At 36.4% G+C, this 14,630-nt stretch carries 15 protein-coding genes; 6 read left to right on the top strand and 9 right to left on the bottom strand.

Annotation, left to right across the window (positions count from 1 at the left end; translation table 11 throughout):
• Positions 1-32: 32 nt before the first annotated feature.
• The 3 genes from C8D70_RS00350 (at position 33) to C8D70_RS00340 (ending at position 3,395) form a co-directional block, all read left to right on the top strand.
• Complete coding sequence (locus tag C8D70_RS00350) at positions 33-692, top strand: YggS family pyridoxal phosphate-dependent enzyme (protein WP_110366017.1); 660 nt, start codon at positions 33-35, stop codon at positions 690-692.
• A gap of 56 nt (positions 693-748) precedes the next feature.
• Positions 749-1,933 carry a sigma-54-dependent transcriptional regulator gene (locus C8D70_RS00345; protein ID WP_110366016.1) on the top strand — a complete coding sequence of 395 codons (1,185 nt, stop codon included), beginning with the start codon at positions 749-751 and terminating at the stop codon, positions 1,931-1,933.
• Between the two features lie 100 nt (positions 1,934-2,033).
• Positions 2,034-3,395 (top strand): MATE family efflux transporter, encoded by a 1,362-nt coding sequence (locus C8D70_RS00340; RefSeq protein ID WP_076594514.1) that lies wholly within the window; start codon positions 2,034-2,036, stop codon positions 3,393-3,395.
• Between the two features lie 173 nt (positions 3,396-3,568).
• Here the strand turns inward: C8D70_RS00340 and C8D70_RS00335 are convergent, their stop codons facing one another.
• The gene (locus tag C8D70_RS00335; protein WP_110366015.1) at positions 3,569-4,072 is read right to left on the bottom strand and encodes a GNAT family N-acetyltransferase; all 504 of its coding nucleotides are present in this window, start codon (positions 4,070-4,072) and stop codon (positions 3,569-3,571) included.
• A gap of 152 nt (positions 4,073-4,224) precedes the next feature.
• Positions 4,225-4,788 carry a Crp/Fnr family transcriptional regulator gene (locus C8D70_RS00330; RefSeq protein ID WP_110366014.1) on the bottom strand — a complete coding sequence of 188 codons (564 nt, stop codon included), beginning with the start codon at positions 4,786-4,788 and terminating at the stop codon, positions 4,225-4,227.
• 76 nt (positions 4,789-4,864) lie between these two features.
• On the opposite strand from C8D70_RS00330, the gene C8D70_RS00325 reads away from it, so the two are divergent.
• Positions 4,865-5,554: an HAD family hydrolase gene (locus tag C8D70_RS00325; RefSeq protein WP_110366013.1), complete on the top strand. Its 690-nt coding sequence runs from the start codon at positions 4,865-4,867 to the stop codon at positions 5,552-5,554.
• Positions 5,555-5,641: 87 nt separating this feature from the next.
• Here C8D70_RS00325 and C8D70_RS00320 read toward each other — a convergent pair whose 3' ends face one another.
• The 3 genes from C8D70_RS00320 to era form a co-directional block, all read right to left on the bottom strand.
• Positions 5,642-8,044 carry an alpha/beta hydrolase family protein gene (locus C8D70_RS00320; RefSeq protein ID WP_110366012.1) on the bottom strand — a complete coding sequence of 801 codons (2,403 nt, stop codon included), beginning with the start codon at positions 8,042-8,044 and terminating at the stop codon, positions 5,642-5,644.
• A 301-nt stretch (positions 8,045-8,345) separates the two neighbouring features.
• Positions 8,346-8,774: a DoxX family protein gene (locus C8D70_RS00315; RefSeq protein ID WP_110366011.1), complete on the bottom strand. Its 429-nt coding sequence runs from the start codon at positions 8,772-8,774 to the stop codon at positions 8,346-8,348.
• Between the two features lie 68 nt (positions 8,775-8,842).
• The gene (gene era, locus C8D70_RS00310; protein ID WP_076594509.1) at positions 8,843-9,718 is read right to left on the bottom strand and encodes a GTPase Era; all 876 of its coding nucleotides are present in this window, start codon (positions 9,716-9,718) and stop codon (positions 8,843-8,845) included.
• Positions 9,719-10,065: 347 nt separating this feature from the next.
• Here era and C8D70_RS00305 point away from each other — a divergent pair, with 347 nt between their 5' ends.
• Both C8D70_RS00305 and C8D70_RS00300 read left to right on the top strand, forming a co-directional pair.
• On the top strand, positions 10,066-10,629 hold the full coding sequence (locus C8D70_RS00305; protein WP_076594508.1) for a Crp/Fnr family transcriptional regulator: 564 nt from the start codon (positions 10,066-10,068) through the stop codon (positions 10,627-10,629).
• Positions 10,630-10,882: 253 nt separating this feature from the next.
• Positions 10,883-11,215: a DMT family transporter gene (locus C8D70_RS00300; protein WP_110366010.1), complete on the top strand. Its 333-nt coding sequence runs from the start codon at positions 10,883-10,885 to the stop codon at positions 11,213-11,215.
• 249 nt (positions 11,216-11,464) lie between these two features.
• Here the strand turns inward: C8D70_RS00300 and C8D70_RS00295 are convergent, their stop codons facing one another.
• The 4 genes from C8D70_RS00295 to C8D70_RS00280 all read right to left on the bottom strand — a co-directional run bounded on the left by C8D70_RS00295 (position 11,465) and on the right by C8D70_RS00280 (position 14,629).
• Complete coding sequence (locus C8D70_RS00295) at positions 11,465-12,232, bottom strand: class I SAM-dependent methyltransferase (RefSeq protein WP_076594506.1); 768 nt, start codon at positions 12,230-12,232, stop codon at positions 11,465-11,467.
• Entirely contained in the window at positions 12,232-13,041 is an 810-nt protein-coding gene (gene map, locus C8D70_RS00290) for a type I methionyl aminopeptidase (protein WP_110366009.1), read from the bottom strand. Before map ends, C8D70_RS00295 begins: the two co-directional genes overlap by 1 nt.
• Positions 13,042-13,120: 79 nt before the next feature.
• Complete coding sequence (locus tag C8D70_RS00285; protein ID WP_062670258.1) at positions 13,121-13,552, bottom strand: BT0820 family HAD-type phosphatase; 432 nt, start codon at positions 13,550-13,552, stop codon at positions 13,121-13,123.
• A 99-nt stretch (positions 13,553-13,651) separates the two neighbouring features.
• Positions 13,652-14,629 carry an acyl-ACP desaturase gene (locus C8D70_RS00280; RefSeq protein ID WP_047431293.1) on the bottom strand — a complete coding sequence of 326 codons (978 nt, stop codon included), beginning with the start codon at positions 14,627-14,629 and terminating at the stop codon, positions 13,652-13,654.
• Between the last annotated feature and the right edge of the window lies 1 nt (position 14,630).

Below are 14,630 nucleotides of genomic sequence, written 5' to 3'. Positions count from 1 at the left end.
AACTGTCAGGGAATTTTCGGAAATTTGCAACTATGAGTATTAAAGAAAATTATAAAACTATAAAAGACCAGCTGCCATCGGATGTCCAGCTGGTTGCTGTTTCAAAAACACATCCGGCTTCTGCAGTACAGGAAGTATACGATCTTGGACAAAAGGTTTTTGGAGAAAACAAAGTACAGGAACTGATGGAAAAAGCCCCTCATCTTCCTCAGGATATACAATGGCATCTGATTGGTCACTTACAGACCAACAAAGTGAAATACATTGCTTCCTTCATAGATACCATACAGAGTGTGGATTCTGAAAAATTATTAACAGAAATCAATAAAGAAGCAGGAAAGAATAACAGAATCATTAAAGTTCTTCTGCAGGTAAAAATTGCAGCTGAAGAAAGCAAGTTCGGGCTTGATATTTCCGAAGCCAAAAATCTTTTCCAACAATACACTGAAGGCAGATTTCCTCATGTTGAAGTTACCGGACTGATGGGAATGGCTACATTCACTGACGATGAGCAGCAGGTTAGAAATGAATTTTTAACATTAAAGATGCTTTTTGATGAATTAAATCAATTAAAAACTTTAAATACCTTATCAATGGGAATGAGTGACGATTTCCCTATAGCCATTGAGTGTGGGGCTAACTCTGTAAGGGTTGGATCTGCCATTTTTGGGAGAAGAGACTACTCCAAATAGAATATTTAGGTATAGTTTTTGCTAATAATTGAAACAAAAAATTTAAATTTGCAACTATGCAAAAAATCCTTATAGTAGAAGACGAAAAAGCAATCTCGGGAGTACTTCACAGTATTCTTTCGGATGAACTCACCGATTATGAATTTGTTATCGCCGAAGATGGCCTTGAAGGTTACAAACAGGTAGAAAAAGAAGATTTCGCACTGGTGATTTCCGATATTAAGATGCCTAAAGTTTCAGGAACCGAACTTTTGAAGCAAAGCCTTGCATTAAAACCAGAAACTACTTTTATCATGATCTCAGGCCACGCAGATATTGATTCTGCCGTTTCCTGTTTAAAGGAGGGTGCATACGATTTTATCTCCAAACCAATTGATATCAACAGATTGATTACAAGTGTAAAAAACGCATTGGTTAAAGAGACTCTGAAGAAAGAAAACAAAAATCTTCAGACTGAAAATAAAACCTTAAAGAAAAAAGTAAGCAAAAAATACCAGATGATTGGTACATCTCCTGCTCTTCAAAAGATTCAGGATATGATCGAAAAGGTAGCTGTTTCCGACGCCAGAGTTCTGATCACAGGACCTAACGGTGCAGGAAAAGAGCTGGTTGCTCATGCTATCCATAATCAGAGTGACCGGGCAAGAGGTCCTATGATAGAAGTAAACTGTGCTGCGATTCCGTCTGAACTAATTGAATCTGAACTTTTCGGGCACGTAAAAGGATCTTTTACGGGGGCTATTAAAGATAAGCAGGGAAAATTTGAGCAGGCAAATGGTGGTACTATCTTCCTTGATGAGATTGGAGATATGAGCCTTATTGCCCAGGCTAAAGTACTGAGAGCGCTACAGGAAAGCAAAGTTTCTCCTGTGGGAAGTGATAAAGAAATCAAAGTTGATGTAAGAGTAATTGCAGCAACGAATAAAAATATGCAGAAAGAAATTGAGGAAGGAAAATTCAGAGAAGATCTTTACCACAGACTTTCTGTTATTGAAATCTATGTTCCGCCATTGGATGAAAGAAAAGAGGACATCAAATTATTGGTTGAGCATTTTTCAGGCATGATTGCTGATGAGCATGGTACTGCTACGAAAAAGTTTGATGATAAAGCTATTGATGCTTTAAAAGCACTTTCATGGACTGGAAATATCAGAGAGTTAAGGAATGTTGTCGAGAGATTGATTATTCTTGGTGGAAACACTGTTTCTGAAGGTGACGTTGCAAGTTTTGTAAGGAAATAATAAACTATTATTTACCATATTATAAAAATTTGCAGTGTTACCACTGCAAATTTTTTTTTGACCCTATTTGAATGATAAACTATATGAATCTTAAAATATTATGAACTTTTTAAACAAAAACTATACAAAGGAATGCCTGACTTTGGCTCTGCCTGTGATGCTTACCCAGGTGGGGCAGGTTTCAGTAAACTTATTCGACAATATTATTGTCGGAAAACTGTTGGGTGCTGATGCACTGGCATCCGTTTCATTGGGAAATGCTGTTTTTTTCTCCATATTTGTGTTAGCCCTGGGGTTTTCATTCGCCATACCGCCATTGGTTTCGGAGGCGCATTCCAAAGAGGATCATGCTACGATCAATTCTGTATTCAGCCACGGTTTTATTATCAATATGTCTGTCGGAATTATTCTGATGGTTATTCTCCTTTTGGGAATGCCACTCCTGTATCATTCAGGACAGCCTGCCAAGATTATTCCTGATACCGTAGGTTTCTTAAGTATTATGGTAGTCAGTATGATTCCATTCATGGCATTTCAGACGCTTCGAGAAGTTTCTGAAGGTTTATCCTATACCATTGGAGTTACCAAAGCAACCATTATTGCGAATATCATCAATATTGCCTTAAACTATGTCTTTATCAAAGGACTTTGGGGAATTCCGGCAATGGGGGTACAGGGATCCGCACTGGCCACCTTGATTTCCAGAATCTTCATGGTGGTTTTCCTTTATTTTGTGTTGGTAAAAGAAGAAAGAACAAGACGTTATATCAAGGACTTTTCTTTAAAAATTCAGGATTTCTCAAAGCAGATGTTTGATAAAATGGTGAGACTTGGATTACCTACAGCTTTACAGATGTTCTTTGAAGTAACCGCTTTTGCCGGAGCAGCATTTATTTGTGGACTGATCTCTGCTCACGATATTGCTTCTCACCAGATTGCTTTAAGCATGGCTTCATTTACCTTCAATTTATGTGTAGGCTTCAGTGTTGCCTCTACGGTAATGATTGGTAGAAAACTGGGGGAACAGAATTTTGTGGAACTGAGAAAAGTAGGAATCAACAACCTGAAAATTGCCTTTATTTTCATGTGTATCTGTGGATTGGTATTTATTTTAGGCAGAAATATCCTTCCGACTTTCTTCACGAAAAAAGAAGAAGTGGAAGTTATTACCCTGGCTGCAAAACTGATGATCATCGCTGCTTTATTCCAGCTTTCTGATGGAATTCAGGTAACAGCTTTGGGAATGCTGAGAGGTTTGCAGGATGTGAAAATTCCTTCTATTTATACCTTCATTGCCTATTGGGTAATTACTATTCCATTAGGATATTTCTTCTGTGTTACTTTGGAAATGGGCGCATTCGGAATGTGGATTGCACTTGGGCTGGGATTAACAGTCTCCGCTGTTTTCCTAGTGAAACGATTCCTGAATATGTCTGCGAAAAGAATTAAGCAGAATTCATAAAACAAAATAGCTGTTTCAGATTTGAGACAGCTATTTTTATATTCTTTCGCTTTTTTGCTTAACCGCAGATTTCACGGATGAGCACAGATGATTGTGCATAATTCTTTTTTATAGATTAAATGATTATAAACCCGTTTTACAAGTTTATCTTTTCTCTTTCTCCACAATTATAATTAATCTATTCTTTTTCCTAAAATCTTCAGACTTCTCTCCACGCCATCCAGAATCGCTACATTAGGAAGACTTCCCCAATCTTCAAATCCAAAATGCCTGAACAGTTTTAAACTGGGTTCATTATGAAGGAAAATAAGCGCTACAAGGTTTTTTACTCCAAACTTTCCGGCGTTATCAATGCAATACTGAAGAATAGTTTTTCCATACCCTTTTCCTCTGAAGGTTTCATCCAGATAAATGCTCACTTCTACCGTCCTATTGTAAGCCGCTCTTTCATGGAATGAACTGAAACTTACCCAACCAACGGTTTGCTCCTGGCTATCTTCAACTACCCAAAGAGGTCTTGTCTGAGGATTGTGTTCTTCAAACCACTTTAGTTTGCTTTCTACAGAGACTTCTTCCATATCTGCAGTGACCATTCTTGAAGCAATGGTTGAGTTGTAGATGGCTACGATTTTATTTAAATCAGCCAACTCAGCATTTCTGAACTTTAATTTTTCCATGAATATTGGATTCAACTTATTGTAACACAAAAATACTAAATTTTAAAAACACCCCCTTAAAACACATACTTAATTTATTAAATTTTAATATTTAAACCAGCATACCCCTTTGAAATACTATTAAAATACAAGATATTGTATTTGTAAAAAAATTATTTCAAATCTTTTAAAATTCTATTTAAACTTCTTACTGCAATTCCGAGGTAAGCCGCCATATCTTCTTTGGAAATCTGAATATTCTGCTTAGACTGCATTTGAAGCAATTGTTTTAAAGTATGTTCTACCGTATAGAGTTGTTGATAGGAAGCTCTGCTGGATGTATTGATAATTCGTTCCGCAAAAGACTCTAAAAGAAGATTATTGAGTGCGAGATCATTTTTTATCAAAGATCTGAAAGCAGGAATTTTTACTGAGTATGCTTCAACTTCCGTAAGAGCCTCAATACTACACAGGCAGTTTATATTTTTAATCAATTCCACTTCACCGATTATTTCTCCACTTCCCAGAAACTCAACAATATATTCTTTTCCGTTCTCTTCTACTAAATAACATTTGACAATGCCTTCTTTAATCAGCATGACATGAGAAAGCTGATGATCCTGTATAAGCACTTTATCCCCTGCAGAAAAGAGTTTTACTATAATATTATCACTATCATTCTGCTTTTCATACAGATCATTGAGATAGTTTAAAAATGCCTGATTCGTTCTTAACATATTCACCCGGGACAAATGTCCTTTTGTTATTGAGTTTTTATATTGAATTTTGCGGAAAGAAAATTACAAAACAAAAATGAATAATCATATTACTACGATTGCCTTTGATGCAGATGACACACTTTGGATCAACGAACCCTACTTCCAGGAGGCAGAGAATGAATTCTGCAGGCTGCTTGAAGATTATCTTCCACAGCATTCAATATCACAGGAATTGTTTAAAACAGAAATGCAGAATCTTCATTTATATGGCTATGGAGTAAAAGGATTTATGCTTTGCATGATTGAAACCATCGGTAGAGTTTCTAATAATACAGCATCATTGGAACTAGTAAACAAAGCTATCCAGCTAGGTCAGGAACTTCTTCAGAAACCCATTGAATTGCTTGATGGCGTTACTGAAACCCTTGAAAGCTTAAAGGGAAAATACAGACTGGTTGTCGCTACAAAAGGGGATCTTCTGGATCAGGAACGTAAACTTAAAAATTCGGGATTACAGGATTATTTTCATCACATTGAAATCATGAGTGATAAAAAAGAACACGATTACAAAAAGCTTCTGGAGCATCTGGACTGCCAGCCTGAAAACTTTCTGATGCTTGGAAATTCTATCAAATCAGATGTCTTGCCGGTATTAGAAATCGGTGGATCTGCCGCTCATATTCCTTATCATATCACCTGGAGTCATGAACAGCATGATGTAAACCTGGAACATCCGAATTTTATGGAGCTTAAGAGTATTGATGAGATTTTGAAGCGCTTTTAACTACAATATAACTAACACCCCAACTTCCTTATTATTTTTTTTAATCAAAAAAAGAGACTGTTGATAGGAAACAGTCTCTTTTATTATTTATTTCTTCAAGCACTTTTCAAGGAACTGATCCTGCTCCCATAAAAGGTGTAAGATATTTTCTTTCGCCTGGTAACTGTGGGCTTCTTTTGGAAGAAGAACCATTTTTACCGGAGCGCCCAGATTTTTCAATGCCTGAAAGTATCTTTCAGTCTGCAATGTAAATGTTCCCGGGTTATTATCTGCATCACCGTGAATCAGAAGAAGCGGAGTCTTCATTTTGTCGGCATGCATGAAAGGAGACATTGTGTTGTAGATTTCCGGAACATCCCAATAGTTTCTCTGCTCACTCTGGAACCCGAATGGTGTCAACGTTCTGTTATAAGCACCACTTCTTGCAATTCCACATGCAAAGAGGTTAGAATGGGTCAGAAGGTTTGCCGTCATAAATGCACCATAAGAATGTCCTCCTACAGCCACTTTCTTTCTGTCGATATATCCTAAATGATCTACCGCATCAATAGCTGCCGCTGCATTGGCAACCAACTGGGGAATAAAAGTATCATTAGGTTCTGTTTTTCCTTCACCGATAATCGGGAAAGCGGCATCATCAAGAACAGCATATCCTTTCGTTGTCCAATACACAAAAGATCCGTAATATGGGAAAGTAAAGTCATTCGGGTTTTGTGTGTTCTGGCCTGCTGTATTCTTATCCTTATATTCAGTTGGATAAGCCCATATTAGCAACGGAAGCTTCTCTTTTTTCGCTTTTCTGTCGTAGTTGGCAGGCAGATAAAGAGTTCCCGTTAAAGTAACGCCATCATTTCTCTTGTAAGTAATCACTTCTTTGTAAACATCTTTGATGCTTTCAAAAGGATTGGCAAAGTTGGTTACAGCTTCTGCTTTATTAGATTTAATATTTTTTTTGAAATAATTAGGATAAAGGCTTGGTGACTGTTGAGTCGTAAGGACTTCACCCTTAGAGGCGTTAAGGATATCAATAATTTCTTCCTTACCGTTTTTTATATTGGAAGTATAAAGCCTTTTCTTTTTCAGGGATTTTACATCCATTTCATCAATAAAAGGATGCTGTCCGTCTTTGGTAAATCCATCTCCGATCAGATAAGCTTTTCCTCCTTTCATATCGATTACATACCGTCCATATTGGTTTTTCGTTGTGTTAAATCTTCCCGGATCACTGTATACATCCTGATAATTTCTGTCATCAAAAATTTTAGATTCTCCGTTGTTAATATCTATCAGGTAAGACTTTGTATTTCTTGTGTCATACCAGCCTTCAGAAACAATCGCATAATGATCATTGGTCCAGACTACATCTTGATATCTCTGCTTGGTTTTAAAGAAAGATTTTGGTGCTGCTGTGAATGGGGCTTCCCATGTAAATATCTCATCTCTGAAATCTGCTGTTTTAGACTGATCTCCTCCGTCCAAAGCTTCAGCGTAGGTAAGTGTTGCAGGCGCGTCGCTTCTCCACCCCATATTTCTTTTCCCGGTTCTTACTGAAGAGAATCCTTTAGGCATGATCTCATTTAAGGGAACATCATTTACTGTTTTCACAATATTTCCTTTCATATCATAGACAACCGTTGTGGATGGGAATCTACTGAGCGGAACGATATAGGAAAATGGTTTTTTGATCATAGTAGCCAACAGGTAATTTCCATCCGGAGAAAAACTTAAGCCGGCATACATATCCTGATCTTTCAGTTTATTAAGATTTCCTGTAAGATCTACCTTATAAATTTCAGAAGCAGTAAGGGTCTCAAAGTTCTTTTCGTCCTGAGGATTTTTCAAAAGGTCCTGATACGTTCTGTTTTGAGAAACTTTGCCATCTGCTGTTGAAACAATAGGGCCTGTAGGAAGATCTTTAGCGGCATCTATAAGAACAGCTCTGTTCTGTGGAAGTGTTCTGATCAGGAAACTTTGAGAATCATTATACCATACATAAGGCATTCCCAGATTGGCATTCAGATTATCTGCTGTAATTTTTTTGGCAGACGCAGTTTCCATATCCACTACCCAAAGTTCTACTCCTTTAACAGTGGTATTGGTAAAAGCCAGTTTTTTTTCATCCGGTGAAAAAGAAACGTAGGTAATTTTTGGATTGGATGGCAGATTTTTTACCTGAATTTCATTTTTATCATTGATTTTTCTGATCTTCAGATTATTTGAATAAGTTGCAGTGCTAGAAATATTAGTCACCGGATTGATTCTTAGTCCTCCAAGTTTCATTTCCTGCTGGCTGAGATCTTCCAATGTTTTATATGTTGGACGATAGGTAAAAACTACCCAGTCTTTTTTGCTGTTCATCAAAACACCCGGAGGTCTGTCATAATCTGCCAGCTTTAAGATCTCAGCAGAAGGTTTTTGATACGTAATATTTTCCTGTGCATCATAAAAATTGAGAAATGCCAGAAGGCAAATAGTCAGTTTTATCTTCATAAAAAATTCATTTTCTACGAATGTAGTGAATTTTAAAAGAATTTTAACACTGAAAATAAGACTCCTTTTAGTGTCATATTTCTTTTTTTATATTGTTTATCTTACAAATAATAATATGAGAAATTAAAAAAAATGATCAACGGAGGAAATGCTCCGTTATGTGATAACGGTTTGATGGCTTGCAGAGTAAGAGATGAAAACAGAGCTCTGATCTGAAAATGCTTACCACAGTGCAATTATTAATAACAGAAAAGGCACTTCACGAAATGAAGTGCCTTCTTTATTTTGTATTGTTGTAAAATTACCAGTCTGAAGCTCTTTTTCTTCTTTCAATCATATGATCTACTGAAAATTTTCCAGCCCCAATTACCATAAGCAAAAGATAAACGGAAAGATAGATAAGGCTCATTTCTCTTTTTTCGAATGGATCTGCTCCATGTACTACAAAAGCAGCAATGATCATGGTAAAGATCAGAAATCCCAGAGAAATTCTTGTAAAAAGTCCTAATATCAGTAGTATTGAACATACAAACTCAGCAAAAACCGTCAGAATCAGAGATACCTGCGGTCCTAATCCCATAAAATCAAAAAACTCAATTTTACCACCTGCCAATAGCATCTGAAGCTTTGGAAAACCATGAGAAAGCATGGCAAAACCAACAAACACTCTCACAGCCAGTAAAATAATATCTTTAGGTATTGAGCTGAAATTTGAATTATTATAGTTCATGTACTAAAAAATTTACACTAAGGTACTAAAAAATCTGTTAATATAATGGGATTACAGGCTATTTTAGTCTATCTGTAACCGAAATTTTTAAGATCTCTGTCGTTCTTTCTCCAGTCTTTTTTCACTTTTACAAAAAGGTTTAAGTGAATTTTTTTGGTGAAAAACTTTTCAAGGTCTATTCTGGCTTCTGTTCCAACTTTTTTGATAGCTTCTCCTTTATGACCGATAATAATTCCTTTCTGAGTATCTCTTTCTACATAAATAATAGAGTCTATAAAGATAATTCCTTCTTTCTCTTTGAACTGTTCAGTCACTACTTCTACAGAGTATGGAATTTCTTTATCATAATTCAAGAGAATTTTCTCACGAATAGCCTCATTAACAAAAAATCTTTCAGGTTTATCTGTATACTGATCCTTATCGTAGTAAGGAGGGTTTTCAGGAAGTAAAGATTTTATTTTAGGTAAAATAACGTCTGTATTAAAGGCATTCAATGCAGAAATAGGTAAAATTTCAGCCTTAGGAATTCTGTTATGCCATTCTTCTACCAATTTTTCAAGGCCTGCCTGATCCGTCTGGTCTACTTTATTAAGAAGAAGAAGAACAGGTACCGGGATTTTATTCAGTTTATCTATTAAAAATTCTGATGGTTCTGCTTTATCGGTAACATCTACAATAAACAGGAAAACGTCAGCATCCTGCAAAGAGTCCTTTACAAAATCCATCATTTTTTCCTGTAGTCCGTATTTTGGATCCAATACTCCCGGAGTATCAGAAAATACGATCTGAAGATCATCTTCATTATAAATCCCAAAAATTCTGTGACGGGTTGTCTGCGCTTTCTGCGTTACAATCGCCAGCTTCTCCCCCATTAATTGATTGAGCAAGGTCGATTTTCCCGCATTGGGCTTTCCAACTATATTTACAAATCCAGCTTTGTGCATAAAAATAATATTACGAACTGCAAAGTTAGTAAAACAAAATTGGTCTTTACGGTTAATCTTAATTTTTAAAGGAAAAAAGAGAGTTATATTTCTAAATATGGGATGAGAAAAGGAGATTTACAGAGAGTAGATTGCTGCGCAAACCACCCCGTCAAAAATTTGTTAAATTTTTGCAACCGCTCCAAATGGAGCAATTACTGTTCTTTCCATTGTAATTTTGACAATAAATAGGTTGAATTCGGAATAATTTTGATCATCTTTATAATAATATTTCTTACAAAAACTATCGGATAATTTTGTATTGCATTAGTTAAAACTGATATTTTTGACTATTAGAATTCACCTTTATGAATATAGACCAGATTCTTGATAAGGTTTACCTTCTTCCTGAAACCTCAAAAAACAGCTTAAAAGAGCATATTAGTGAAGTTTCCCATCCTAAAGGTTTTTGTCTTATGGAAGCTGATAAAGTGATTCCTTATCTTTATTTTATAAGAAAAGGGATCGCACGTGCTTATTCTTCAACAGCTGACAATGATATTACTTTCTGGTTCGGAAGCGAGGGACAGTGTATTCTCTCGATGAAAAGCTATGTGGAGGACAAACCCGGCTATGAAAGCATTGAACTTCTGGAGGACTGTGATCTGTACAGAATGGAAACAGAAAACCTAAGAAAACTGTTCAATGAAGATATCCATATTGCCAACTGGGGACGAAAGCTGGCAGAAGCAGAAATGATAAAATCTGAAGAACTGATTATTTCCAGACAGTTCAAAACTTCTCTGGAACGTTATAAAGATATTATGGCGTATCAACCTGAACTGCTAAAAAGGGTTCAGCTGGGATATATTGCGTCGTATCTTGGGATTACTCAGGTAAGTTTGAGTAGGATACGGGCCGAAATCAAGTAGATTAAAAATTGAAGGATTAAATGATTAAAAAATTCTGTGATCCTTAATTTATGTTTGGGCTAAAGCCAACGGAATGATTCTTATATTATAAGCGGACTAAAGTCCGCCTCTATTGATATTGATACTGATATTATATATTCTGTTTTTTCTTCCAGCTTCCAGCTTTCATCTTTTCCTCCGTCTTCATTTTTTAACAATTGTAAAATTTTTTCTCCTGTCAAATTCTGAAATTTGCATTAGAAAAATTTAAAAAATGAATTGGTTAATATTAGTTATCGCAGGATTATTTGAAGTTGCCTTCGCATCATGTCTGGGAAAGGCAAAGGAAACCTCAGGAACTGAAATGTACCTGTGGTATGCGGGATTTTTGATCGCACTGACAATCAGTATGCTTTTGCTGATCAAAGCGACTCAAACACTACCTATTGGAACTGCTTATGCGGTATGGACAGGAATCGGAGCAGTGGGAACTGCCTTAATGGGAATTATATTCTTTAAGGATCCTGTAAGCTTTTGGAGAGTATTTTTTATTGTAACACTTATTGGCTCTGTGGTAGGATTAAAGGCTGTATCTTCCTCACATTAAAAAGCGCACAAACTTCTATCTATAATTAAAAATGGAAACCGTCTTCGTATTGAAGGCGGTTTTTTATTTTATATGGCTGAATATATGTTTTTCTTATTTTTAATTTTACCCTGAAGCAAAAGTATACAAAAGTTCAGAGGATTAGATAAACAAATATTCTTTTGTAGAATCAACTTCCAGAAGCATTCACGCATTTACTGGTCATTCTTCATATAAAAACCCGTTTCAACTACTGAAACGGGTTTTGCTTTATTTTTTATAAACTACAGGTAAGATTTCATTATGCCTTAACCCGAATTTTTTTATTTCTTCTTCAGAGAATTTCTGTGAATAGAAGTTCGGTTCTACCTGGAAGCCTGCCTGTCTTAAACGGTCAAAATAATCCATTCCGTACCAACGAACGTGATCGTACTGCCCGAAGTGTTTCTGACGTTCTTTTGGATCTTTAATTGTGAAATCTTCATAGGTTTTCTCCAATGAATTTTTCATCGGAACCTGAAGAATTCCCCACCCGCCGGGTTTCAATACCCTGTACAGCTCGCTCATTGCTTTTGCATCGTCTTCAATGTGTTCCAGAACATGGTTACAGAAAACAATATCAAAACTGTCATTTTCAAAAGGTAAATCCAGAATATCGGCCTTCACATCCACAATGGGAGAATATAAGTCTGCCGAGATATAATTCAGATTGCTCATTCTCTTGAATTTCCTTAAAAATTCCTGTTCGGGAGCAATATGGAGAACTTTATAATTCTTAATGAAAAAATCAGTTTCGTTCTGAAGATACAGCCACATCTGGCGGTGTCTTTCCAAACTTAACGTTCCCGGAGAAAGAGCATTTTCTCTTTGTTTTCCATATCCGTAAGGAAGAAATTTCCTGTAAGATCTTCCATCAATAGGATCAAAGAACTGATCTCCTTTGAAAAACTGATAAATAAGCGGTCTTGCCCAGATACTCATTTTAATAAGCATAGGGCGAGGAATTTTATTCAGTAAAAGCTTCGTTACCTTTTTCATTAAAAATCCAGTTGGAACTGCTTTTCTTCATCACTTACAATCCCTAAAGCTTCGTATACATAATCAAATGTAGAAAGCAATACCGGCTTACCATTGATGACTGCCACATCATGCTCGAAGTGAGCAGATGGCATGTTATCTAAGGTAGTTACTGTCCATCCGTCATTATGGAACTTCACTTTTTCAGTTCCCATGTTAACCATTGGTTCGATTGCAATTGCTAAACCGTCTTTAATCACTTTTCCGCTTCCCTGTCTTCCGTAGTTAGGAACCTGTGGATCCTCGTGCATTTTTCTTCCCAATCCGTGTCCTACAAGCTCTCTTACCACTCCATATCCTTCTTTTTCACAATGTGCCTGAATCGCATGGGAGATATCTCCGATCCTCTTTCCTCTGACACACTGCTCAATCCCTTTGTATAGAGATTCTTTGGTAACCTGCAGTAATTTTTTAATTTCAGGCTTTACTTCCCCAATTTCAAAAGTATAGGCATGATCTCCTACAAAACCGTTCAGAATAACTCCACAGTCTACAGAAAGAACATCTCCTTCTTTTACTACATCATTGTTTGGGAAACCATGAACTACCTGCTCATTGGGAGATATACAAAGAGAGTTTGGAAATCCTCCGTATCCTAAGAATGCAGGTTCAGCACCATGATCTTTAATAAAATCATGGGCCAGTTTATCTAAATATAAGGTAGTAATCCCCGGTTTAATTTCTTTTGCCAACATTCCCAGTGTTTTCGAAACCAGACGGGCACTCTCCTTCATCAGACGTAATTCGTCTATCGTTTTTAATTGAATCATTGTATTAATTTACCAATGTATAATGTATCAGTGTAACAATCTTAATTGATAAATTGGTACACTGCTAAATTGTTATATTTTACCAGAAAAGTCCTTTTTTCTTTTCTTTTTTAAGTTTTGAATAGGCAAGAACTTCTTTTCCTTCCACACGGAATTCTATTCTTTCCTGAATGATATTGTAAATCTCGCCCCAACCCGGAAATCCTCCTAAATTTCTGTCATCGATAAACCAGTCTGCATCCAATTTTCTGGACTGATTTTCAGGATCAAAAACTTCTCCTTCAAAGCTTGAGTTCACAGCATAAAACTCGATTCCGTTTTTTTTACAGAATTCTACCGCTTCATCTAATGTTTTTCCGTGTCTGTATGTCCAAAGTATCAATCTGAATCCTTCAGACTGAAGTCTTTTTAAAGTTTCGAATGCAAAAGTTTTCGGTTTTCCAATGGCCGGGTAAGCGTCATCAACAATAGTCCCGTCAAAGTCAACAGCAATCTTTTTATTATTTAACATTTTGTTCTTTTTTTAGCTTTGCAAAGATAAGAAATAAAAAGAGTGCCAAAAAGAAAGGCACTCAATACTTTTATATTTTAAATAATAATACAGATCTTATTAGCTTTTTACCCAGCTAAACTGGAACTGAAGATCCGGAGTGGAAACTCTGTCTGTTATCTTCTGTAGCCTAGCAGGAAGCTTCATCAGGTATTCCTGAGCTTTTTCTGCTTTTTCTGTAAGACCTTTTACGTGCTCAATTTTCCATTCATCTAGAAGGTCTTTCATAATATTGATATAATCCTGACCTGTGTAGACCATACATCTTTGTGCAGCATCTGAGAAATGTCCCCAAAGTTCACCAGCTTTTTGTCCGGACTGTCTCATTAAGTGAGCAGGCATTACAATTTTCTTACGCATCATATCTTCAAATGCAAGAATCATTTCTGAGGGGTCTACTTCCAAAATTTTTGCTACGAAATGTTTGTACGCTTTAGCGTGTCTTGCTTCGTCTGCAGCAATAACACCACACATTTTTGCTAATTTCCCGTTTCCGGATTGTTTTGCCAATGTTCCTACTCTTCTGTGAGAGATATTGGTAGCTGTTTCCTGAAAGCTTGTGTAAATGAAATTTCTGTAGGGGTCCATACTTGTTCCCAAATCGAATCCGTCATTGATAAGATATTGAGTTGTGATTTCCACTTCTCTCATGTTTACTCTTCCGCACAGATAAAGATATTTGTTTAATAAATCTCCGTGTCTGTTTTCCTCTGCGGTCCATGCTCTTACCCAGTTCGCCCAGCCTAATTTTTCTTCCTGATTGATTCCGTCAACACCCATCAACCAAGACTCATAAGAAGGAAGAGCTTCTTCTGTGATACAGTCACCAATCAATGTTACAAAAAGATCGTAGGGCATTTCGCGGGCAAAAGTCTGAATTTCTTCTAAGTCATGTTTAAATTCTTCACTTGAAGGATCTGGTAAATAATCGGAAGGCTGCCAGATTTTTTCAATTGGCGTTAAAAATTTATCAAGAAAAGAACCTACTTCCTTTTCCAATAATCCCATTACTTCTTTCCTAACAAGCTTTTGATACATT

The sequence above is a fragment of the Chryseobacterium sp. CBTAP 102 genome, assembly GCF_003201365.1.
In the GTDB taxonomy this organism is placed as follows: domain Bacteria; phylum Bacteroidota; class Bacteroidia; order Flavobacteriales; family Weeksellaceae; genus Chryseobacterium; species Chryseobacterium candidae.
The sequence above is the reverse complement of the archived record's forward strand: the minus strand, read 5'-3'. Positions and strand labels throughout refer to the sequence as shown.

Excerpts from the sequence above, each read along its gene's own strand:
- era (WP_076594509.1), bottom strand. The coding sequence starts at position 9,718 with ATGCACAAAGCTGGATTTGTAAATATAGTTGGAAAGCCCAATGCGGGA.
- C8D70_RS00340 (WP_076594514.1), top strand. The coding sequence starts at position 2,034 with ATGAACTTTTTAAACAAAAACTATACAAAGGAATGCCTGACTTTGGCT.
- C8D70_RS00300 (WP_110366010.1), top strand. The coding sequence starts at position 10,883 with ATGAATTGGTTAATATTAGTTATCGCAGGATTATTTGAAGTTGCCTTC.
- C8D70_RS00285 (WP_062670258.1), bottom strand. The coding sequence starts at position 13,552 with ATGTTAAATAATAAAAAGATTGCTGTTGACTTTGACGGGACTATTGTT.
- C8D70_RS00345 (WP_110366016.1), top strand. The coding sequence starts at position 749 with ATGCAAAAAATCCTTATAGTAGAAGACGAAAAAGCAATCTCGGGAGTA.
- C8D70_RS00320 (WP_110366012.1), bottom strand. The coding sequence starts at position 8,044 with ATGAAGATAAAACTGACTATTTGCCTTCTGGCATTTCTCAATTTTTAT.
- C8D70_RS00295 (WP_076594506.1), bottom strand. The coding sequence starts at position 12,232 with ATGAAAAAGGTAACGAAGCTTTTACTGAATAAAATTCCTCGCCCTATG.
- C8D70_RS00330 (WP_110366014.1), bottom strand. The coding sequence starts at position 4,788 with ATGTTAAGAACGAATCAGGCATTTTTAAACTATCTCAATGATCTGTAT.
- C8D70_RS00335 (WP_110366015.1), bottom strand. The coding sequence starts at position 4,072 with ATGGAAAAATTAAAGTTCAGAAATGCTGAGTTGGCTGATTTAAATAAA.
- C8D70_RS00280 (WP_047431293.1), bottom strand. The coding sequence starts at position 14,629 with ATGTATCAAAAGCTTGTTAGGAAAGAAGTAATGGGATTATTGGAAAAG.
- C8D70_RS00315 (WP_110366011.1), bottom strand. The coding sequence starts at position 8,774 with ATGAACTATAATAATTCAAATTTCAGCTCAATACCTAAAGATATTATT.
- C8D70_RS00350 (WP_110366017.1), top strand. The coding sequence starts at position 33 with ATGAGTATTAAAGAAAATTATAAAACTATAAAAGACCAGCTGCCATCG.
- C8D70_RS00305 (WP_076594508.1), top strand. The coding sequence starts at position 10,066 with ATGAATATAGACCAGATTCTTGATAAGGTTTACCTTCTTCCTGAAACC.
- C8D70_RS00325 (WP_110366013.1), top strand. The coding sequence starts at position 4,865 with ATGAATAATCATATTACTACGATTGCCTTTGATGCAGATGACACACTT.
- map (WP_110366009.1), bottom strand. The coding sequence starts at position 13,041 with ATGATTCAATTAAAAACGATAGACGAATTACGTCTGATGAAGGAGAGT.